The following is a 20102-nucleotide window of genomic DNA, read 5'->3' as shown; positions in this document are numbered from 1 at the left end:
GCATCGGTTTTATCGGCGGGCGGGAAGTCGAGTAACGTTCGCGCTTCGGCCAAGCGCGTTCAATGCGCCGTGGCTGCCCGCATCGCGCGATATTCACGCCGCACGATATCCATCAGTTCGGCAACCGAGGTATTCGCGCTGCGCTGCTCATATGTGACGCGGCCGCGCTGCATCAACATGATGCGATCCGCTATGTCGAGCGTCTGCGCGTAGTTGTGCATGATCATGATGATCGACAGCCCGCCTTTCTCCTTGAGCCGCAGCACGAGGTCGATGATGAGCCCCGCTTCGCGCGCGCCCATTGCGGCGAGCGGTTCGTCGAGCAGCAGAATGCGCGCGTTCGAATTGACGGCGCGCGCCACGGCGATCGCCTGACGCTGACCGCCCGACAGACGCTCCACCGGCAAATCGACGGACGGCACATGCACGCCGATATCGTCGAGACATTGCGCCGCGCGCTCGCGCATCTGCTTGTGATCCACGAGCCGCAGGAGACTGAGCGGCCCGCGCCGCACGATCTCGCGGTTCAGAAACATGTTGTGGTAGATGCTGAGCGAATTGGCGAGCGCGAGGTCCTGATACACGCATTCGATGCCGAGCGAACGCGCGTGATCGACGGAACGGATCAGCGTTTCCTGGCCGTGCACGTGCAGCGTGCCGCTAGTCTGCTGATGAAAGCCCGTGAGAATCTTGACGAGCGTGGACTTGCCCGCGCCGTTGTCGCCGAGCACGCCGAGAATCTCGCCCTTGCCGAGCGTGAGCGAGACGCCGTCGAGCGCGGTCACCGCGCCGAAGCGTTTCACTAGGTTGTCGCCGCGCAAGGCGAGATCGGGCGCGGCGGTTTGCGCTTCAGCCATTACCGTCCTCCCTTGCGGCGAATGCGCCCGACGTGAATGTTGAAGATCATCGCGGCGAGAATCGCGGCGCCGAGAATGATGTTGAACGTGAACGCGTTGATGCCGATGAGCGTGAAGCCGTCGTTCAGGATGCCGAGCACCGCCGCGCCGATCACGCCGCCGACGATCGTGCCCGAGCCGCCCGTCAACGGCGTGCCGCCGATCACGGCTGCCGCGACCGCGAGAAACATGATCTGATTGCCGCCCGCTTGCGGATCGATCGACGTGATGCGAAAGCCTTCGAGTATGCCCGTGAGACCCGCGAGCACGGCCGCGAGAACGAAGTTACCGAGGCGCAGCCGGTTCACGAGAATGCCCGCTTCGCCCGCGCCAAGCGGATTCGCGCCCGCCGCCTGAGTATGCAGGCCCCAGCGCGTGTGCCGCAACAGCACATGCATGATGATCGCGAGCCCGACCGTCCAGATGATCTCGCTATAGCCCCACGCGCCCATGACGGCGGCGAACTCCGGCGAGCCGGGCGTCGCGACCGGCGTGCCGCGCGAAACCGTGAGGGTGATGCCGTTGATGAGGAACAGCGTGCCGAGCGTCGTGACGAAGGAGGGCAGGCGCAGATATACCGTCACCGCGCCGTTCACGAAGCCGATGATGGCCGCCGCGACGAGGCCCGCGATGACGGCGAGCCACATCGGCGCGCCGGCATCGTTGGCGAAGACCATCATGAACGGGGCGAACGCGAACACCATGCCCGCCGACAGATCGATATCGCCGCCGATCATCAGCATGATTTCGCCCAGCGCGATGATCGCCACCGGCGCGATGAACTGCGACAGGTTGACGAGGCTCGCGTTGGAGAGCAGGAAGTCGTGGTTGACGACCTGAAAGTACGCGGCGAGCAGCACCGCGACGAGCAGTATCCGCAACTCGGCCGCCCATTGCGCGAAGAGCGCGCCGCGCGGTCTCGCGACCGGCGCGGCGCCGTGTGTTTTGCCCGGCTCGTTCAGCGTATTCATCAGGACTTGATCGCGCCGCTCATCGGAACGATTTGCGGCTTGGTGGTCTTGCCTTCATAACGCGTCGACGTATTGAGGTACGGCTCGACGGTCGCCTTGGTCACGAACTTGAGACCCGTGTTGATATTCGCCGGTCCGACAAGTCCGCCCGACGCGAGGAACGTGAACGCTTCCACCACGGTATAGAAGCCCTGCACATACGGCTGCTGGTCGATGGTGAAATCGAGGAAGCCTTCGTGGATCAGCTGAACGGTTTGCGGCAACAGGTCGAAACCGCCGCCATGCACGCCCTTCGACGGCAGGTTCGATTCCTTCATCACTTGCGCGACGCCTTGCGTGCTGCCTGCATCGACGGCGAACATGCCTTTGAGGTTTTGGTGTCCCAGATAGAACGACTTGATCTTGGACAGTTCCTCGTTGACCGTCGCGCCCGTCGCCACGGTCTGAATGTCGATCTTCTTGCCGGACTTCTTGATGGCATCGCTCGCGCCGTCCAGACGCGGCTGGATGTTCAACTGACCCGGCGTCGAGATGAAGAGCGCCACCATGCCGCTGTCGACGAGACTCGCAATGCGCTCGCCCATCTGATAACCGGAGAGATACAGTTCCTGTCCGATATACGCGAGACGCGGACTCGTCTTGCCACGCGGCGCGTCGGCGTTATAGGCGAACACCGGAATGCCGGCATCAAGCGCGGCTTGTATCGGCTTGTCAAATGCAGTCGGATCGACAATCGGCACGGCGATCGCATCGGCTTTCGCGGCGATCGCGGAGTTCACGGCGCGCACCATTTCGCCGGCATCGGACGTGGCCGAGCCGGTCCACTGATAGTCCATGCCGAAGAGCGAGCACGCGTCCTGTATGCCGTATTGCGTCGGCACGAAGAACGGATTCGTGGTGACGTGATTGACGAACACGATCTTCCATTTCTTGTGCTGCGGAAATGCGGATTCGGCAGCCTGAGCGCTCGAAATCAACCCGCCCGCGCCCGTGACGCCGCCCAGCAGCGAGAGCGCCGCGCCGAGCCCCGCGCCCTGCATCAGGCCGCGCCGCGCGGTGCTGATGCTGTGGTTATCGTCTTTCGTGCTGCCGTCTTTTGCGTTGCCGTTCTGCGTCATGTCCACCTCCGTTTCTTGGTCGATGCGAGTCGACGTGTCGTCGATTGCGTCCAGATAATGGGTGATCGCTTGCTAATCACTTCAGAGCGGCTTTCACATTGGAAAGACGTCGATGATGATTTTCTTTCGATGCGTTTCGATGAAGCTCTGAATGCGTATTTATTCGCGTCTTGGCGCTCAGAAACGGGAATCGCGGCGGGCATGACGCACTGAATCGCGCGGTTGTCTCATATTTTGGTTTATGCAGCGCACAGGCGGGAAAAAGAACAGAGCCACTATATGCAGCTATTTTCGGCGCTTCGATTAGAGCTTTCCCGATGAAACGCACGCACGGACTCATGCGGTGAATGAGTCCGCGAAAAGCGTGGCGATGCGGGCGGCGGCAAGTGACTGCTTCAACGCCCGAAGAGGTTCTCGCGAATCTGAAGCAGATGCCCGGTCAGTAGCTCGCAAGCCAGCTCCGCATCGCGATCCCGAAGCGCATCCACGATGGCGCGGTGTTGCGCTTCGTACTGACTGCGCCGCTCGGGCGTGAGCGACTTGCGCTTCAGGCGTCCCCATTCGCCTTGTTCGCGCACTTCGTTCGTCAATTCCAGCACGCGCAGAAAAAAGCTGTTATGCGTCGCCACCGCGAACGCGCGATGCAACTCCCCATCCCAGTGTTCGAATTCTTCGATGCTCGGCGCCGCTTCCGAACGCTCGATGCACTCGGTCATGTGCGTGAAGTCGGCGACCGTCGCATAGCGCACGATCAATCCCGGCATCAGCGGTTCGATCAGGAGCCGCGCTTCCATCAGTTCGGCGGGGCTCGTCTGCACGACGTCGCTCTTTGACTCCGGTTGCGGCTCGGGCGGCGCCACCAGGCCTGTCGACATCCCGCCCGGCATCACGAACGTGCCGCTGCCCACCGCCTGGCGAATGAGCCCGCGTTCCTTGAGATCCGCGAGCACGCGGCGCACCGCGCCGCGCGACGCGCCGAACTCTTCGCTCAACTCGCGCTCCGGCGGCAGACGCACGCCCACGCCCAGCCGGCCGCTGCGGATTGCCTCTTCGAGATAGTGGGCGAGCTCGCGCGCTCCTTTGGACCTGACTGTCAGCCTGATTTCGTCGACGCTGCTCATGACTTTTCCTGCTCATCCTTGAAGACCAATTGGTACCGATGATTGGTTAACCCTAGTTCTCTTTGTCCTTTTTTGGTCCTAGAGTGGCTCCAGATTCACCGACAAGTCTAGATTAAAGGCCCACCATGAAATTAGCAACTTTGCGGGTAGATGGCGCGAAAACGGTCGCTGTCGTGGATGCGGAAGGCGAGAAGTACTGGCCGGTGTCCGAGCTTTGCGACGGCTTCTCCGACGACATGGTCCAATTGGTCCAACAGTTTGCCGACCTGCGCGAAACGCTCAAGCCGCGCGGCGAAGGCAAGCCGCTCGCCTCGGCGCGATTGCTCGCGCCGATCGACCAGCCGCGCCGCAACGTGTTCTGTGTCGGCAAGAACTATCACGACCACGCCGAAGAGTTCAGCAAGTCGGGCTTCGACAAGAGCGCGCAGGCAGGCGAGCACATTCCGGAAGCGCCGGTCGTGTTCACCAAGCCCGTCTCGACGATCATCGCGACGGGCGAGCGCATTCCGCGCCACGCCGACGTGACGCAGCAGATGGACTACGAAGTGGAGATCGGCGTCGTGATCGGCAAGGCCGGGCGCGGCATCAAGAAGGCCGACGCGATGAGCCACGTCTTCGGCTACACGATCATCAACGACGTGACCGCGCGCGATCTGCAAAAGCTGCATCGCCAATGGTTCATCGGCAAGTCGCTCGACGGCTTCTGCCCGATGGGTCCGTTTCTCGTCACGGCTGACGAGATCGACGCCGAGAACATCGACGTGCGCTGCTGGATCAACGGCGAGCTGCGTCAAGAATCGAACTCGAAGCGCCTGATCTTCGATATCTCGACGATCATCGAGACGCTTTCGGCCGGCATGGAGCTTCAGCCGGGCGACGTCATCGCGACGGGCACGCCCGCGGGCGTGGGCATCGGCTTCAATCCTCCGAAATTCCTGCAAAGCGGCGACGTCGTGCGTATGGAGATTCCGGGCATCGGCATTCTTGAAAACGAGGTGGCGTGAACATGGCAACGAGAGAAGTGCAGGGCGTATTCATCGAAACCGATGGCGAAGGCGCGCCGGTCGTGTGCATCCACGGTCTCGGCGGATCGTCGAACAACTGGACGCCGGTGCTGTCGGCATTCGAAGGGAAGAAGGTGATTCGCCTCGACCTGCCGGGCAGCGCACGTTCGCCGTTGCCTGAAGGGAAGCTGTCGATCGATCTGTACGTGGACACGATCGCCTCCGTCCTGCGCGAGATGCAAGTGACGAATGCCGACGTCGTCGCGCATTCGATGGGCACCATCGTCGCGCAGCATCTGGCCGTGAAGCATCCGGAACTCGTGAAGAGCCTCGCGCTATTCGGGCCGCTCGTCGCGCCGCCGGATGCGGGCCGCGAAGGCATGCGCCAGCGCGCCGGAATCGCGCGCGAGAAGGGCGTGCCGGGCGTGCAGGAGATTGCCGATGCCATCGTGAAGGGCGCGACCAGCGACGAGACGAAGTCGCAGCGCCCGGTGACGCTCGCGCTCGTGCGCGAAAGCGTGATGCGGCAGTCGCCCGAAGGCTACGCGCAAAGCTGCGAAGCGCTCGCGGGCGCTCAGGCCGCCGAGATCGAGCGCATCGAAGTGCCGACGCTGCTCGTCACCGGCGATCAGGACGGCGTCGGCAAGCCGGATGCCGTCAAGGCGATGGCCGAGCGCATCAAGGGCGCGCAGGTCGTCGTGCTGAACGGCTGCGGCCACTGGACGACGTTCGAGAAGCCCGCCGAATCGACGGCGGAACTCAAGCGCTTCTACGAGGCGGCGCAGTGAGGAACTGAACGAGCCGGCACGCCGCGTCGAGCAAGCGCCGCAGAGACGGCCACCGACCGGCGCCGGACCAACACCCACCAGGTCAGACCGTAATCAACCGGCGGCCCGCGCGAACGCGCCGGGTCCGCGTGGAGGAGACAGACATGAGTTCGATCCTGTTCGACAACGTATCCATTTTCGATGGCAGCGGCGCCCAGCCCTTCAAAGGCCAGGTGCTCGTCGATGGCCGCCGCATCGTGCGCGTGGCGCGCGAGGAAGCGCCGATCAGCGCGCCCGACGCGCGGCGCATCGACGGCCGCGGCGCGTTCCTGATGCCCGGCATGACCGAGGCGCACACGCATTTCTCGTGGAACGACCAGCCTTCGCTATCCGCCATCCAGTTCATGCCGCCCGAGGAGCACATGTTGTGGTGCGTGCGCGTGGCGAAGCGCTACCTCGAAATGGGCTGGACGTCGGCGCTCGGCGCGGCCGCCGCGAAGCCGCGGCTCGATGTGGTGCTGCGCAATGCCGTCAATGCCGGCGAGTTTCCGGGGCCGCGCTATCTCGCGGGCAGTCAGGAAATCACCATTCTCGGCGGCCTCGCCGATAACACGCTGCCGCACATGCCGTTCAAGGAACTGAACTTCGGCGCGGTCGTGAGCGGCCCCGAAGAAATGCGCGCGACCACGCGCATGTTCGTCAAGTACGGCGTCGATCACCTGAAGATCAATCTGTCGGGTGAGTACATCGCGGGCATTTCGGCGGAATCCTCGCCGTTCTCGGAAGAAGAAATCGCGATGCTCGCGGCCGAAGCCAAGCGCGCGGGCAAGCGCGTGGCGGCGCATGCGCGGTCGAGCGAATCGGTCAAGCAATGCGTGCGGCACGGTCTCGAACTCATCTTCCACGCGAGCTTTGCCGACGAAGAAGCGCTCGACATGCTTGAAGCCAACAAGGAGAAGCACTTCGTTGCGCCGGGCATCGGCTGGCTCATCAGCACGCTGTATCACGCGGAGAAGTGGGGCATCACGGAGGAAATGGCGACGAAGATGGGCTACAAGCGCGAGCTCGAAACCGCCGCCGAAACGCTGCGCAAGATGCACAAGCGCGGCATCCGCGTTCTGCCGGGCGGCGATTACGGCTTCGCGTGGATGCCGCACGGCACCAACGCGCGCGACCTTCAGTACTTCGTCGATTACATCGGCATGACGCCGGTCGAAGTGCTCGTTTCCGCGACGCGCTACGGCGGCGAACTGATGATGATGCCCGACGAGCTGGGCCAGATTCGCGAGGGCTATCTCGCCGACATCATCCTCGTGGACGGCAATCCGCTCGCGGACCTCACCATCTTGCAGGACCCGAAGAAGATCACGCTCGTGATGAAAGACGGCGACATCTTCAAGACGACGCACGACTCGCTGCCGCCGCGCGGGGAACTGCATATCGGCACGCCGCTGCCGGCCGATGCAGGCGTCGAGCAAGCGGCGCCCGCGCCGGTGCACTAAACGCTCGCAGACGCGTTGCGTGGCGCCGGCCGTTCCTTGCGGCCGGCGCCTTCGCTTACGAAAAAATCAGGAGACGACCACATGAAACCGCGCACTTTGCTCGCCGCGCTGGCGACCAGCCTCGCGTGCGCATCCGCGTTCGCCGCCGCGCCGACCATCGGGCTGTCCAACGGCTACTTCGGCACCGAATGGCGCAACCAGATGATCGACGGCGCGAACCAGCAGTTCGAGACCTATAAGGCGAAGGGCATGGCCGACAAGCTGGTCATCCAGCAGTCGGGCGCGAACACCGGCCAGCAGATCCAGGACATGCGCAACATGATCCGCCAGAAAGTCGGCGCGATCATGGTCGATGCGAATTCCGCGACCGCGCTCAACGGCGTCATCAACGAAGCGGAGCGCAGCAAGATTCCGGTCGTCTCGTTCGATCAGGCCGTGTCGAACCGCTATGCGACCAACGTGACGGTCGATCACTACAAGTGGGGCCAGCGCTACGCCGAATGGATCGCGGAGCAACTGCACGGCACGGGCAATGTCGTGGTGCTCGACGGCATTCCCGGACATCCGGCGGCCGAAGCGCGCAAGAAAGCCGCGCTCGATACGTTCGCGAAGTATCCCGGCATCAAGGTCGTGTGGTCCGGCTATGGCGAATGGGACGAGGCAAAGGCGCAGTCCGTGATGGCGACGGTGATCGCCGCGCAGCCGAAAATCGACGCCGTGTTCACCGAAGACGCGATGGCGCTCGGCGTGCTGCGCGCCTTCGAGAACGCGAACCGCCGCGTGCCGATCATGACCGGCGAGGCGCAGAAGGGCTTTCTCACCGAATGGAAGAAGCAGCGCGACTCGGGCAATCCGATGAAGGTCTTCGTGCAGGTGAATCCGCCCGATATCAGCCGCACGGCGCTCGGCATCGCGGTGCGTCTCGCGCAGGGACGCAAGCTCAAAGCCCTGCCGGAGAACACCTACTACTTCCCGATCACGAAGACGGTGACGAGCGACACGCTCGACGCCACCCTCGCCTCGATGAACGGCAAGCCGGACAGCTACTTCCTCGGGCAGTGGCTCTCCGAAGCCGAGCTCGACGCGCTTTTCGCGCAGTGACGGCGGCACCATGTCTCTATTGATCGCGAACGGGCTCACGAAACGCTACGGCGGCGTGCTGGCGCTCGACGACGCGAGCCTCACGCTCGAAGCCGGCGAAGTGCTCGGCTTGCTCGGCGCGAATGGCTCGGGGAAATCGACGCTCTCCAGCATTCTCGCGGGCGACAGCATGCCGGACCACGGTTCCATCGAACTGGGCGGCGCGCCGCTCGCCGTCGGATCGCCGAAGGCGGCGCGGGCGGCGGGCATCGCGATCGCGCATCAGCATCCGGGGCTCGCGCCCGACTTGCCAGTCTGGGAGAACGTGTTTTTGGGCGCGGAGCTATGTCGCGCGGCGCGCTTTCTGAATCAGCCGCGCACGCGCGAGCGCGCGCTTCAGTTGCTCGAAAGCCTGCGGCCGGGCTGGAACGTCGATGCCGCTGCGGCCAGCCTGACCGCGGCGGATCAGCAGTTGGTCGAGATCGCGCGGGCGCTCGCGCTCGCGCCGCGCGTCCTGATTCTCGATGAGCCGACCGCCGCGCTCGCCGCAGCCGAAGTCGATAGCCTGATGCGCGCCGTGCGCGGCCTGACGGCGCGCGGCACGGCGGTCGTCTTCATCTCGCATCGCATGGCGGAGATCGAGTCGCTATGCGATCGCGTGATGGTGCTGTGCAACGGCCGCGCGGTCGGCGAGTTGCCGGTGCGCGGCCAACTGGATGAGCCGCGCGTGCTCGAACTGATGGGCGGCGTGGCGGGCGGCGCGGCGGCCGCGCATCTGCACGATGGCGCGCACGAAACGGCGCAAACGGACCGCGTGTCGCGCAACGGCGCATCTGTGGCGATGACGGTGCGCGGCCTGCGAGCGGGCGCGCGGCTGCGCGGCGTCGATCTCGAACTCAAGCGCGGCGAAATACTCGGCATCGCGGGATTGCAGGGCCACGGCCAGGAAGAACTGCTCGATGCGCTTGCCGGCTTTCGCATGCCGGACGGCGGCACGGTGACGCTGGCAGGACCGCACGGCGCGAAGACGGTCGAACCGCGCTCGCCACGGCAGATGATCGCGGCCGGCGTCTGCCTCGTGCCGAACGACCGGCATCGTCAGGGCTTGTGGCTCGATCATTCGGTCGAGTTCAACCTCGCGCAGGTCAACGTGAACTTCGCGCAAAGCCCGTGGCGGTTGCATCGCGCGCCGATTCGCCGCTTCGTCGACGACGTGGTGAAGCGCCTGCGCATCAAGACATCCGATGCGCGGCAGCCGGTGCGCGATCTCTCGGGCGGAAACCAGCAGAAGGTGGTGATCGGCCGCTGGCTGAACCGTCAGGTCGATGTGCTGCTCCTGAGCGATCCGACCAAGGGCGTAGATGTCATCGCCCGCAAGGATATTTACGAAGCGATCGGCGCGCTCGCCGCGGCAGGGACCGCCGTGCTTGTCTATGCTTCGGACACCGAAGAATTGCTCGCAGTGTGCGACCGGCTCGTCGTCATGTACGAAGGCCGGATCGTCGCGCTGCTGGAAGGAGACGAGATGAACGAATCCCGCGTGACCAGTGCGCTCTTCGGCCGGAGCGCGGCATGAAAGCGCACTTGAGCGAAGGCCTTCCCGGCACGAAAGCCGTGCCGATGACACGCACCGGCACGGGGCTGAAGGCGACGCTTGCGCGCGCCGCGAGCGCATTGCCGGCGCTCGTCATGCTGTTGACCGTGATCGTGTGCAACGCATGGCTTCAGCCCGACTTTCTGACGCTCGACTCGCTCGCGAGCAACATGCAGAACGCCGCGCCGGTGATTCTTGTCTGCATGGCGCAGGCGGTCGTCGTGTTGATGGGCGAGCTGGATTTGTCGGTGGGCGCGGGCATCTCGCTCGTGAATTGCGTGCTCGCGGCCGCGCCCGGTCTCATGGGCTGGGGCACGGGCGCGACGTGTCTTGCGGCGCTGGTTGCCGCGCTCGCGGCCGGCGCGTGCAACGGCTTTCTCGTCGGCTACGCGAAGCAGAGCGCGCTCATCGCCACCTTCGCGACAGGCGCGGTGTGGTTCGGCTGCGCGCTGCTGCTCATGCCGCAGCCGGGCGGCACCGTTCCCGACGCGCTCGGCGAATGGTTCGCGGCGCGCATCGGCGTGGTGCCGGTCGCGGCGCTGCCCGTGCTCGCGGCTGTCGTGATCTGGGCCGTGCTGCAACGGCATCGTTTCGGACGGCGGCTGATTGCAACCGGCAGCAACGCCGACGCCATGTTCAAGGTCGGCGTCGACGTGCGGCTCGTCAAGCTGCTCGGCTACATGCTCGCGTGGCTCTTCGTGTGCGCGGCGGCCGTGTGCCTCTCGGCGCAGACCGCATCCGGCGATGCGCGCCTCGGCCTGCCGTACACGCTGAACTCGGTGGCCGCCGTGGTGATCGGCGGCATCTCGCTCGCGGGCGGGCGCGGCTCCATGCTCGGCGCGGTCTGCGGCTCGCTCGTGCTCGCGCTGATCGGCAACGTCGTCTACTTCGCGGGCATTCCGAGCAACTATCAGGAAGTGTTCAAGGGCGCGGTGATCGTGATCGCGCTCGGCTTCACATTCGTCGGCGCGAAAAGGAGAGCTTGATCATGAATACGCAATCGCGCCGCCTCTTCCTGCTCGTGCTCGCGATCATCGTCCTCGTCGGCGGGCAGTTCGCCGTGCCGGGTTTCGCGAGTCCGGGGCAAGTCGCCAATCAATTGAAGATCGCGACGTTTCTCGGTCTCTTCGGCATCGCGCAATCGCTCGTGATGATCGCGGGCGAACAGGGGCTGGACCTGTCGGTCGGCGCGGCGGCCACGCTCGGCGGCATACTCGGCGCGGCGCTGCTTGGGCCCGCGTCGCTGGGTCTGGGCGCGGCCATTGCCGTTGCTGCGGCGAGCGGCGCGCTGGTGGGCGCGGTGAACGGCGTCGGCATCACGCTTTTGCGGATACCGCCGCTCGTCATGACGCTCGCGATGGCGAGTCTCGTGGATGGCGGGCTGATCGTATGGTCATCGGTAATGCATGTGAACACGGCGGCGAGCCCGGCGCTCGCCGCGCTCGCCGGCAGAACGCTCGCGGGCGTGCCGACCGTCGCGGTGATCTGGCTCGTGGCCGGCGCGCTTGTCTGGCGCTTCCTCGATCATTCCGCGTGGGGGCGACGGTTGCTCGCGAGCGGCGCGAACCCGACGGCGGCGGCGATAGCGGGGACGCGCGTGCGTGCCATTCGCATCGCGGTCTATACGGCGAGCGGCGTCATCGCGGCGCTGACGGGCGTGCTGCTGGTCGGCTATGTCGGTCAGGCGTTCCTCGGGCTCGGCACCACGTATGTGCTGCCGAGCGTGGTCGTCGCGGTGATCGGCGGCGTGTCGCTCGCAGGTGGACGCGGCGACTACATCGCGGTGGCCATGGCCGCGCTGCTGCTCACCGCGCTCACGAGTCTCCTGACCGCGCTGCAGATCGGCGAAGCAGGGCGGCAGTGCATCTTCGGCGCGACGCTGCTCGTGTTTCTCGCGCTCAATGGATGTTCGTTCAAGGGCGCATTGCGGCGGGTGCAGGCTTGAGGCGCGAGAAAAATAGACGGCGTGTCTCGTTGCAGCTTGCATGCGCGATTCGCGCTTTGAGTCATCGCGAACAACTCGCGTTCCCCAACGCGGCGAACGGTCCCGCAAAGGGCGGGTTCGTTCGCGCGCCGGCGAATGTGCATCACGCTACTGACCTCTCCCGAAGTCTTTGGCAGAACATAACGATGCCGCAAGAGCCAGCTTGGTCTCGTCCTCGCCGCGAAGCCGGGCGAGCCATCGGCTCGTGCTCGCCTTCATCGCCGTGACCGGTGACGTGAGGCGCTGCAACCAGGCGGTCGTCGGCGATACGACAGCCACGTTCTCCATCATGCCGCGGTCTTCGTGATCGAGGATATGGCAGTGCATCACGAATTTGCCGGTGAAGTCCTCGTAGGCCGTGCGCATTTGCAGCGTGTAGCCCGCCTTGATGAAGAGCGTGTCGCGTATCACGCCTTGCAGGTTGCAGTACTCCGTGTCGCCGGTTGCAAGTTCCTCCTGCGTGCAATTGCCGGAACCGTCGAAGATGGAATGGTTCGCCGCGTTCTTGATGTCCATGATCTTGAACGGGTTCGTGTGGATATGGAACACGTGCGTCGCGAAGGTCGAGGCGGACACGTTCCACTGATCCACCGTGCCCAGCGTGCCGGTCACGCGTATGACGGACGGGTCATACGACGCGCCTTCGATCTGGAAAGTCAGCGGCTGATTCGGCCCGGTCGGCAGATTGATCTGGAATTGCTGATTGACCGTCTGCTTGATGGGACCGTCGACGGGCACGGTCGGCGCGAAAGCGCGCAGGTTCAACGACTGGAGATCCGACTTCGCGGGTTGCGCGAGCGCGGGATTGGCGGCCACCAGTTGATCGCGGATGAACTGCCAGTACTTCGAATGGCTGCCCAGAGTCGTATTGGGAATGTTCACGCCAGGACCGACGCGCGCGAACGACAGCAGCCGGCGGTCCTTGACCTTGCTCGCGCCGGCGCGGAAATTGATAGTGGCCGAAGCGGATGCCGCTTCGTCGAGGATGCAGTACAAGCCAGGCGACGGGAACGCCACCAGCACGTCGCTTCGATAACCAGGATTCATTGAGTTGACGTCTTTCTCCACCATCGTCTGCATGGTAATGCCGTCTTCGGCGAACTCCAGTTGCTTCACTGTCTCGCCGCTGCATAGCGCGTCGAGCGTGACGACCTGCGAAGACTTCGTGCGGTCGTTCGCCAATGCGGACGTCGCGGCATTGGTCGCCGTGTTCACCTGTGCGGTACTGAGCGACTGCGAATCGGCGAGGCCGAGCGACGACAGGTTCGCCCGCACGATCTTCACGTTGATGGTGTCGCGGTTGCCGCCGTGCACCATGCGCAGACGCCGGATATCGCCGGCCGGCACGAAGCCGATCGCACTCGGGAAGATGGGCTGCACCACGCCGTTGATCTGCGTATAGCGTCCCGAGATGATCCACGACGAATTCACCGCGCCGGCGGGCGCGCCCGTTCGCGTATCGGGAACGAACCCTAACTGATTGTTATACCCGCGAATCTCGCCTACTTTGCCCGATGGGCAGATCCACTCGCCCGTGGTCGAGTCGAGCAGCGGCACCGTGGAAGTCGCGTCGCTGAAGCACGCGTATTCGATCTGCTGGAAGAGCATTACATGTTCGGTGAGCGGCAATCCGAATGTCCTGCGTTTGAGGATCGTGTCGATGTCCGCGCTGCCGTTCGCGACGCCCGCGCGCGCCTGACGCGAACCGCGCACGATGAGCACGCCCGCCATGCCGCTCGCCACGTCGATGGCGGTCGACCCGTGCAGATGCGAGTGATACCAGAAGGTGCCGGACGGATGGTTCGACGGAATCTCGTAGACGTAGTGATGCGTGCTGTCGCTGGTGGACTTTCCGCCGCTCGGCGGCACGGTGATCAGCACGTTGTCGGCATTACCGGACGGCGATACGTGCAGCCCGTGCGTATGAATGTTCGTGTTGTTGAAGCAATGCGGCGTGACATGATCGGGCTGGCTGGGGCAGGTCGCGTCGTTCGGATTCAGCGGAAGATTGTTCGTGAAGTTCAGCTTGAGCGTGGCGCCCGGTTTGATGCTGATGGTCGGTCCCGATGGACAGCCGTTATACGAACGCATGTTGACCGTATCGAACACATTCGTGGACGGGTTGTAGATTCGATACGACGTCATCTTCGCCGTGAGCGAGACGGTCGCCGAGTTGCCTGACGGATTGAGCCCCGAGGCGCATTGCAGCCGCTGCAACAGCGAGGCGAGACTTCCGGCTGTGGATACGGCCGAATTGCCGGCGGTCGCATCGGCGGTGTCGTCTACATCGGTGAAGGATCGCGCGTTCAGCGTGCTCTGCGCGAACGATAGCGCAGGAATCAAAACCAGCGTGAGAAGCAAGGCGCGCATAGCAGCGCCGAATTCTTTCAGCGACGTTTTCATGTGTGCTCCTCTGTCCACGGACGGTGTCGGATCACCGCAAGGAGACATTAGGGCATTGGAAAAACCGTCGTATCCCTAATCGTTTTGTATGTGTGTGTTTCCCCACAAAGCCTGCGCGCCGAATCGGTAAGTTGAACCGGATGCCTATTCGTTAGGTGAATTACGGATGGCTAATTAGTTGGTCGCCGCGCGGCGGTTGAAATTGTCGAAGGAATGTTGGGAACTGAGGGCGGTCCGAAACGGTGCATCGCGATCACCCGCCTCCGCGCTGTATCGTCGGCCCGCATAGACCGAGTGCGGAATTGATGACAGCGAGATGAGTGAGCGCCTGCGGAAAGTTGCCGGCGAGTTCGTGGCGCTCTGCGTTGTACTGCTCCGAAAGCAGTCCGAGGTCGTTTGCCACGGCAAGCACGCGCTCGAATTGTTGCCGGGCCTCTTCCGTGCGTCCCTGCATTTGCAGGCAGTCGGCCATCCAGCATGAACACGCGAGAAAGGTGCCTTCGTTGGGGCCGTCCGGCCGCTTCTTGCGGCGTCGGATGAGTCCGTTCTCGCTCAGATCGCGGCGTATTCTTTCGATCGTCGATGCCATGCGCGGCTCGTCGGCAGGCAGAAAACCGACGAGCGGCATCAGAAGCAGGCTGGCGTCCAGCTCGTCCGCGCCGTAGTACTGCGTGAAGCTGCCCATCGCTTCGTTCCAACCCTCGCGACAGATTTCCTCGCGCACGGTCTCCCGAAGCGACGCAATGCGTTCGACGAGCGCAGCGCAAGCGGCGTCGCCCGACCGGTTGTTCACGAACCGGTCGAGCGCGACCCACACCATGACGCGTGAATAGGTGTAGTGGCGCGGCGTGGATCGAGACTCCCAAATACCCGAGCCCGGCGTATTCCAGACCTGCTCCAGATGCTCGACGATGCGCGTCTCGATGAACTTCTCGCTGCTCGCAGGCTCGAGCCCGCCGCGCCGTCCCACGTCGAGACAGTCGATGATTTCGCCGAGGACATCGACCTGATGCTGATGGGCCGCGGCGTTGCCCACGCGCACGGGCAACGCATAGCGGTGGCCCGGCAACCAGTCGACGGTCCATTCGGACAGGTGACGCCCGCCATCGACGCGATACATGATGCGGATATGCTCGGGCGACGCGCCGATCGAACGCAGGAGCCAGTCGCGCCATGCACTCGCTTCTTCGTTGAAGCCCGCGTTCAGCAGGGCGACCATGGCGAAGCTCGTATCGCGCAGCCAGCCGTAACGGTAGTCCCAATTCATCCGTCCGCCCGGCGCCTCCGGCAGCGAGGTCGTGGGCGCGGCGACGATGGCGCCGGTGCGGCCGTGCGTGAGCGCCTTGAGCGTCAGCAGCGAGCGCCTGACCGCTTCCGGCCAGTGCGTCCTGCCGTTATCGAAGCGGTCTATCCAGTCGCGCCAGAAGTGCTGCGTTCGTCGCAGCGCGGCTTGCGCATCCACGGGCGGGGGCGGAGTCTCGTTCGGCGCGCCATAGCTCAACGCGAAGGTGACGGATTCGCCGGCCTGCACGGCGAACGACGCCTGCGCGCGACCTTTGTCCATACAGAGCGCAATGTCCGCGCGCAGGAAAACGCCATCCGGGCCGATGCAAGACCGAATCGCGCCGTCGATCGGTTCGCTCCACGGACGCAGCGCGCCATAGTTGAAGCGTAAGCAGAGGCTCATGTTCATCTGCACGACGCCGCGCAGGCCCACGACCATGCGCACCACCGAACTCGATGCTTCGCCGACAGGCATGAAGTCGATCACGCGAACCGCGCCGTCGCCCAGTTCGAAGTCGGTCTCCATGACGAGCGTGTTCTCTTGATAGCGCCGCGCCCGACGCTCGATGTTGCCGGCAGGCGCAAGCGACCAGCATCCGTTGTCCGACGTGCCGAGCAGCGCGGCAAAGCACGCATCGTCGTCGAAGCGCGGCCAGCATAGCCAGTCTATGGAGCCATCGCGGCTCAGAAGCGCTGCGGTCTGGCCGTCGCCCAGCAGCGCATAGTCTTCGATGCGCCGGCTCACCGCTGCCCGCTCCATCGTTTATATAGAAGTCCGAACAAACCGACGGTCCCGATCCCCGCGAGTCCCCACAACAGCGCGCGGTGACGATCGGTGAATAATTCGACGCTGCGTTGCCGCGATTCATCGCCGAAGCGCCCGTGGGCGCTGTAATCGCCGGGAACGGGCTCGAACAGATTGCTCGGCGCGTCATGCGGGAGCGGCTCGTCGGTAAGCTGGCCGCTATAACCGCTGCGTGCCAGATAGCGGTCGATGAGATTAGGCGCAATGCGGTTCGCGAGGATTGCCTTGACGCTCGAAAAGCCCACCCAGACCTCGCGCCGGCGGTGAGTCGCGGCGAAATAGATGGCGCGCGCAGCGACCTCCGGTTCGAAGATCGGCGCGACGGGTCGCGCGCGCTTACCCATTTTGTTGAGCGCCCAGTCGAACTGAGGCGTGTTCAGAGCGGGCAGCGCGACCATCGTCAGATGGACCTTCAGCCGGTCATGGATGATCTCCGAGCGAAGCGAGTCCGTGAAGCCGCGAATGGCGAACTTCGCGCCGCAATAGACGGATTGCAGCGGCACCGAGCGGTAGCCCAACGCCGAGCCGACATTCACGATGGTGCCGCGATTGCGCGTGCGCATGCGCGCGAGGGCGGCCATCATGCCGTGGACCTGCCCGAGATAGGTGACCTTCGTGCCGCGCTCGATCTCTTCTGCCGTGAGTTCGGAGACCGGTGCGAACGCGGTCGCCATCGCAACGTTCACCCAGATGTCGATGGGTCCCAGTGTCTCTTCTACATGCGATGCCGCGCGCTCAACCGCCTGCGCATCCGCCACGTCGATCGGAATGGGCAGCGCGCGCACGCCATACGTCTCGCGGACTTGCGACGCCGCCCGCTCCAGCCGCTCGGCGTCGCGTGAGAGAAGGGCGACGTCGTAGCCCTGCCGCGCGAATTCATCTACGGTCGCGCGACCTGCGCCGGCACCCGCGCCTGTGATTACGACTACCTTTGGCATTCGGTGCCTCCTCGTTGACGCTTAGGGCGATGTCAGGAACAACGGTTGAAAGGACAGTCAAACGCCTCACAGCAGCAGCCGTGCCAAGTTTTCGGCGGCGAGCGAGAATGTCACGCGGTGACGTTTTGTGGTGAGGTGAACCGCTGATGCGCAGACGACGCTATGAGAGCATCAAACACTGTTTGCCAGCCAGCCGAAGGTTTGCATCTCGGTGAGATGCATTGCAGCGAGCATCAACAAACATCGCTCGCCCTTAGGCGTTAAGTGGACTTCAACTTGGCGCCGATCGCTCTCTCCCGGCTTCCGCACGACGAGTCCCGCACGCTCGCACCGGCTTACCAGTGCGGCCGTGCCGTTGGGCGCTGCCTGAAGGCGTTCGGCCAGTTCACCGACACTCGCCCACGTACGTCCCGGCATGCCGCGCACATGCAACAGGAGTTGATACTGCAGAGGCGTGATGCCGGCCGCGTGAGTGATTTCTTCGGAATAACGAAGGAACTTGCGAAGCTGATAGCGGAAATTCGAAAGCGATTCGAGATCCGTCTTGCTCGGCAGGCCCTTGGTCCCGCGAATATTCGGTTGCTTCATTTCTGCGCACGGATCTTCGTTCAGTGGGTCGGTAAATGCATTGCGTTTCGGCCGGATGTGCCATTCATGGTAGCAGATGCATCTGAGCCTGCCAGGTGCCTGAAGTCGCGCGGGGCGGCGCTCAGGAACAATTTGCAATCGGCAGGAAAAAAGCACAATGTGCTACAAATCGACGTCGATGCCACCGCTGGCGCGCGGCGGATCGCCCGCGCTGCGTGCGTGAAACAAGCCCCGGAATGCGGCTTGCTTCGTGGAAGCCCCCAGATGAGCCCCCTTTTTCGATGATCTCTTGGAGCCGTGCGAGCACGAGCATGTCGCCCGATCACAACGCAGGAGAACCGAGATGCCGGCACACTGGTCGGTCGCGATTGCACCGGCATGGCTGGCGTTATCAGTGCTTCCACCTGTGCAGTGGTAGTTGACGTTGCAATGCCCGGACATCGACAACCGGTGGCGATCATGTCAGTGGTATAGCCGTTGACGATGCTGTACTGGGGCCCGGCAGGCTTGATTTTCTAATGCGCGTCCAGGCGCGCCACGCCAGGCGCAAAGCAGCGCGAAGCGCCGATGTGGCAAGCCACATTTCTGGGTGCGACGCATTCGGCGCAGGCTGCGCATTGGGAGACCGCATTGGGTAATGGCTAGCCTTACTGCTTGCCTTCAGCATCGCGGGTTCGGAACTGATCGTGCGGCTCGCGCTGGCGTTGGTGCAGGCTTTAGCTGATCGGCGCGCCAATGCGGGGCCATGGCTTTCGCGATGGCGTGATCGCGGCAGTCAAGGCGGACACGCTTTCTCTCGTCGCGTACGAGGTGGGCATGTTCGGCGTGACGAACGCTTTCGCGAAGCTTGCCACGCCGATCGAGCCGACTGACTCGGCGTAGTGGGTGCGCATGCAACTTGCGATGGTGGCGGGCTTTCTGACTACATACCCGGTCATTTACTGGCTCATCCGGCGAGGCATCAAGGAGAAGATGTGATCTGTGTGCGTCGGTTTTTCGTATCCCTCTTGCGAACGGGGCTGGCGCTCGCGGTTTCGCTTCGTCAGATCACGGCATCTGCGAACGAGGCAGCGCCCGACACATCCGATTCACTCACGAGCGGACCGACGCCGCTTGCCTATTTCCTTCACAGCAAGGGACCCGCGGCGCATCCCGTCCTGCATCTCGATTGGGTGCTGACGGCGATATGCAGTCTTGTCTGCATCATCATCGCGGTGATGCTGCTGATTGCGACCTTCCGTCACCGCAAGAAAGAAGACCACCGCGCGCTCGGCAACGGTGGCGGCCTGAGTTTTATCTATGTCGGCACGGCCATATCGACCGCGGCGTTGTTCGGCATCGCCATCTATATGCTGACGGTGCTGGCCGAGGTCGCGGATCCGCCCGAAACGCCGGCTCTCACCGTCACGGTCACTGCGTACGACTGGTGGTGGAAAGTGGACTACGGACAGGGCCCGAGCGCCTTCGCGACCGCCAACGAACTGCATATTCCGGTGGGCGTGCCGGTGCTCGTGCTGCTGAAGAGCGCGGACGTCATTCATGCGTTCTGGGTGCCGCAATTGTCCGGCAAGACGCAGACCATACCCGGCAACACCAACCGTCAGTGGATACAGGCAGACAAGCCCGGCATTTTTCGCGGCCAGTGCACGCAGTACTGCGGCGTCCAACATGCTCACATGGCATTCGAAGTCTACGCGCAGCCGCAAGCGGACTATGACCGATGGTACGCCGCCCAGCAACGCACAGCAGCCGCGCCCGCCACGACGCAGGCCGTGCACGGCAGGAAGCTCTTCGAGGAACGCTGCGCGGGATGCCACGCGGTGCGCGGCAGCAACGCGGCCGGCGTTCAGGCGCCCGATCTCACGCATGTGCTGTCGCGCCGGCTGTTGGCGGCGGGCACGGTCGTCAATACGCCGGAGAATCTGATGGACTGGATTCAGCATGCGCAGGAAATCAAGCCCGGCACGCTCATGCCCGACATGAAGCTTTCGCCTGTTGAATCAGGCGAGCTGTCGGCATACCTCGCTACTCTAAGGTAAGGACAAGA

The 20102-nt window shown here is 63.9% G+C and carries 18 protein-coding genes; 10 read left to right on the top strand and 8 right to left on the bottom strand.

Translation table 11 applies throughout. The annotated features are described in order from the left end of the window. Positions 1-59: 59 nt before the first annotated feature. The 4 genes from NCR37_RS27040 to NCR37_RS27025 form a co-directional block, all read right to left on the bottom strand. On the bottom strand, positions 60-857 hold the full coding sequence (locus NCR37_RS27040; protein ID WP_250475871.1) for an ATP-binding cassette domain-containing protein: 798 nt from the start codon (positions 855-857) through the stop codon (positions 60-62). Further along, positions 857-1867 (bottom strand): ABC transporter permease, encoded by a 1011-nt coding sequence (locus NCR37_RS27035; protein ID WP_250475870.1) that lies wholly within the window; start codon positions 1865-1867, stop codon positions 857-859. The genes NCR37_RS27040 and NCR37_RS27035 overlap by 1 nt, the downstream gene beginning before the upstream one ends. After that, positions 1867-2907: a sugar ABC transporter substrate-binding protein gene (locus NCR37_RS27030; protein WP_502800603.1), complete on the bottom strand. Its 1041-nt coding sequence runs from the start codon at positions 2905-2907 to the stop codon at positions 1867-1869. The genes NCR37_RS27035 and NCR37_RS27030 overlap by 1 nt, the downstream gene beginning before the upstream one ends. A 473-nt stretch (positions 2908-3380) precedes the next feature. Beyond that, positions 3381-4106, bottom strand: coding sequence for a FadR/GntR family transcriptional regulator (locus NCR37_RS27025; RefSeq protein ID WP_250475868.1), 726 nt, complete (start codon positions 4104-4106; stop codon positions 3381-3383). Positions 4107-4231: 125 nt separating this feature from the next. Between NCR37_RS27025 and NCR37_RS27020 the strand changes: the two genes are divergently transcribed. The 7 genes from NCR37_RS27020 (at position 4232) to NCR37_RS26990 (ending at position 11998) form a co-directional block, all read left to right on the top strand. Then, positions 4232-5110, top strand: a complete 879-nt coding sequence (locus tag NCR37_RS27020) for a fumarylacetoacetate hydrolase family protein (protein WP_250475867.1) — start codon at positions 4232-4234, stop codon at positions 5108-5110. 2 nt (positions 5111-5112) lie between these two features. Next, positions 5113-5898, top strand: a complete 786-nt coding sequence (locus tag NCR37_RS27015) for an alpha/beta fold hydrolase (RefSeq protein WP_250475866.1) — start codon at positions 5113-5115, stop codon at positions 5896-5898. A gap of 143 nt (positions 5899-6041) precedes the next feature. Continuing rightward, complete coding sequence (locus tag NCR37_RS27010) at positions 6042-7379, top strand: metal-dependent hydrolase family protein (RefSeq protein ID WP_250475865.1); 1338 nt, start codon at positions 6042-6044, stop codon at positions 7377-7379. Between the two features lie 81 nt (positions 7380-7460). Further along, positions 7461-8480 (top strand): ABC transporter substrate-binding protein, encoded by a 1020-nt coding sequence (locus NCR37_RS27005; protein WP_250475864.1) that lies wholly within the window; start codon positions 7461-7463, stop codon positions 8478-8480. Positions 8481-8490: 10 nt separating this feature from the next. Then, entirely contained in the window at positions 8491-10035 is a 1545-nt protein-coding gene (locus NCR37_RS27000; RefSeq protein WP_250475863.1) for a sugar ABC transporter ATP-binding protein, read from the top strand. Then, complete coding sequence (locus NCR37_RS26995; RefSeq protein ID WP_250475862.1) at positions 10032-11039, top strand: ABC transporter permease; 1008 nt, start codon at positions 10032-10034, stop codon at positions 11037-11039. Before NCR37_RS27000 ends, NCR37_RS26995 begins: the two co-directional genes overlap by 4 nt. A gap of 2 nt (positions 11040-11041) precedes the next feature. Beyond that, complete coding sequence (locus NCR37_RS26990; protein ID WP_250475861.1) at positions 11042-11998, top strand: ABC transporter permease; 957 nt, start codon at positions 11042-11044, stop codon at positions 11996-11998. Positions 11999-12145: 147 nt separating this feature from the next. On the opposite strand, the gene NCR37_RS26985 is transcribed toward NCR37_RS26990, so the two are convergent. From NCR37_RS26985 to NCR37_RS26970, 4 genes are all read right to left on the bottom strand, one after another. Beyond that, on the bottom strand, positions 12146-14440 hold the full coding sequence (locus NCR37_RS26985; RefSeq protein ID WP_250475860.1) for a multicopper oxidase family protein: 2295 nt from the start codon (positions 14438-14440) through the stop codon (positions 12146-12148). Between the two features lie 253 nt (positions 14441-14693). Next, positions 14694-16469 (bottom strand): glycoside hydrolase family 15 protein, encoded by a 1776-nt coding sequence (locus NCR37_RS26980; protein ID WP_250475859.1) that lies wholly within the window; start codon positions 16467-16469, stop codon positions 14694-14696. After that, entirely contained in the window at positions 16466-17467 is a 1002-nt protein-coding gene (locus tag NCR37_RS26975; RefSeq protein ID WP_250475858.1) for an SDR family oxidoreductase, read from the bottom strand. Before NCR37_RS26975 ends, NCR37_RS26980 begins: the two co-directional genes overlap by 4 nt. Before the next feature lie 171 nt (positions 17468-17638). Beyond that, positions 17639-18055: a MarR family winged helix-turn-helix transcriptional regulator gene (locus NCR37_RS26970; RefSeq protein WP_250475857.1), complete on the bottom strand. Its 417-nt coding sequence runs from the start codon at positions 18053-18055 to the stop codon at positions 17639-17641. Between the two features lie 735 nt (positions 18056-18790). On the opposite strand from NCR37_RS26970, the gene NCR37_RS26965 reads away from it, so the two are divergent. Genes NCR37_RS26965 through coxB form a run of 3 tightly spaced genes read left to right on the top strand, consistent with a single transcriptional unit; the run spans position 18791 to position 20094 of the window. After that, positions 18791-18937 carry a hypothetical protein gene (locus tag NCR37_RS26965; protein ID WP_250475856.1) on the top strand — a complete coding sequence of 49 codons (147 nt, stop codon included), beginning with the start codon at positions 18791-18793 and terminating at the stop codon, positions 18935-18937. A gap of 9 nt (positions 18938-18946) precedes the next feature. Then, positions 18947-19033, top strand: coding sequence for a DUF4396 domain-containing protein (locus NCR37_RS26960; protein WP_350029102.1), 87 nt, complete (start codon positions 18947-18949; stop codon positions 19031-19033). A gap of 5 nt (positions 19034-19038) precedes the next feature. Then, a complete protein-coding gene (gene coxB, locus NCR37_RS26955; protein WP_250475855.1) occupies positions 19039-20094 on the top strand; it encodes a cytochrome c oxidase subunit II in 1056 nt (351 codons plus the stop codon). Positions 20095-20102 lie beyond the last annotated feature (8 nt).

It is taken from the genome of Caballeronia sp. GAFFF1 (genome assembly GCF_023630705.1).
Taxonomy (GTDB): Bacteria; Pseudomonadota; Gammaproteobacteria; order Burkholderiales; family Burkholderiaceae; genus Caballeronia.
This window is presented reverse-complemented; position numbering and strand designations above follow the sequence as displayed.

What these genes read in the sequence shown, in the direction of transcription:
- NCR37_RS27040 (WP_250475871.1), bottom strand. Translation starts at nt 857, where the DNA reads ATGGCTGAAGCGCAAACCGCCGCGCCCGATCTCGCCTTGCGCGGCGAC.
- NCR37_RS27035 (WP_250475870.1), bottom strand. Translation starts at nt 1,867, where the DNA reads ATGAATACGCTGAACGAGCCGGGCAAAACACACGGCGCCGCGCCGGTC.
- NCR37_RS27025 (WP_250475868.1), bottom strand. Translation starts at nt 4,106, where the DNA reads ATGAGCAGCGTCGACGAAATCAGGCTGACAGTCAGGTCCAAAGGAGCG.
- NCR37_RS26995 (WP_250475862.1), top strand. Translation starts at nt 10,032, where the DNA reads ATGAAAGCGCACTTGAGCGAAGGCCTTCCCGGCACGAAAGCCGTGCCG.
- NCR37_RS26965 (WP_250475856.1), top strand. Translation starts at nt 18,791, where the DNA reads ATGCGGGGCCATGGCTTTCGCGATGGCGTGATCGCGGCAGTCAAGGCG.
- NCR37_RS27010 (WP_250475865.1), top strand. Translation starts at nt 6,042, where the DNA reads ATGAGTTCGATCCTGTTCGACAACGTATCCATTTTCGATGGCAGCGGC.
- NCR37_RS26990 (WP_250475861.1), top strand. Translation starts at nt 11,042, where the DNA reads ATGAATACGCAATCGCGCCGCCTCTTCCTGCTCGTGCTCGCGATCATC.
- NCR37_RS27030 (WP_502800603.1), bottom strand. Translation starts at nt 2,907, where the DNA reads ATGCAGGGCGCGGGGCTCGGCGCGGCGCTCTCGCTGCTGGGCGGCGTC.
- NCR37_RS26970 (WP_250475857.1), bottom strand. Translation starts at nt 18,055, where the DNA reads ATGAAGCAACCGAATATTCGCGGGACCAAGGGCCTGCCGAGCAAGACG.
- NCR37_RS27005 (WP_250475864.1), top strand. Translation starts at nt 7,461, where the DNA reads ATGAAACCGCGCACTTTGCTCGCCGCGCTGGCGACCAGCCTCGCGTGC.
- NCR37_RS26975 (WP_250475858.1), bottom strand. Translation starts at nt 17,467, where the DNA reads ATGCCAAAGGTAGTCGTAATCACAGGCGCGGGTGCCGGCGCAGGTCGC.
- NCR37_RS27020 (WP_250475867.1), top strand. Translation starts at nt 4,232, where the DNA reads ATGAAATTAGCAACTTTGCGGGTAGATGGCGCGAAAACGGTCGCTGTC.
- NCR37_RS26960 (WP_350029102.1), top strand. Translation starts at nt 18,947, where the DNA reads ATGCAACTTGCGATGGTGGCGGGCTTTCTGACTACATACCCGGTCATT.
- NCR37_RS27015 (WP_250475866.1), top strand. Translation starts at nt 5,113, where the DNA reads ATGGCAACGAGAGAAGTGCAGGGCGTATTCATCGAAACCGATGGCGAA.
- NCR37_RS27000 (WP_250475863.1), top strand. Translation starts at nt 8,491, where the DNA reads ATGTCTCTATTGATCGCGAACGGGCTCACGAAACGCTACGGCGGCGTG.
- NCR37_RS26985 (WP_250475860.1), bottom strand. Translation starts at nt 14,440, where the DNA reads ATGAAAACGTCGCTGAAAGAATTCGGCGCTGCTATGCGCGCCTTGCTT.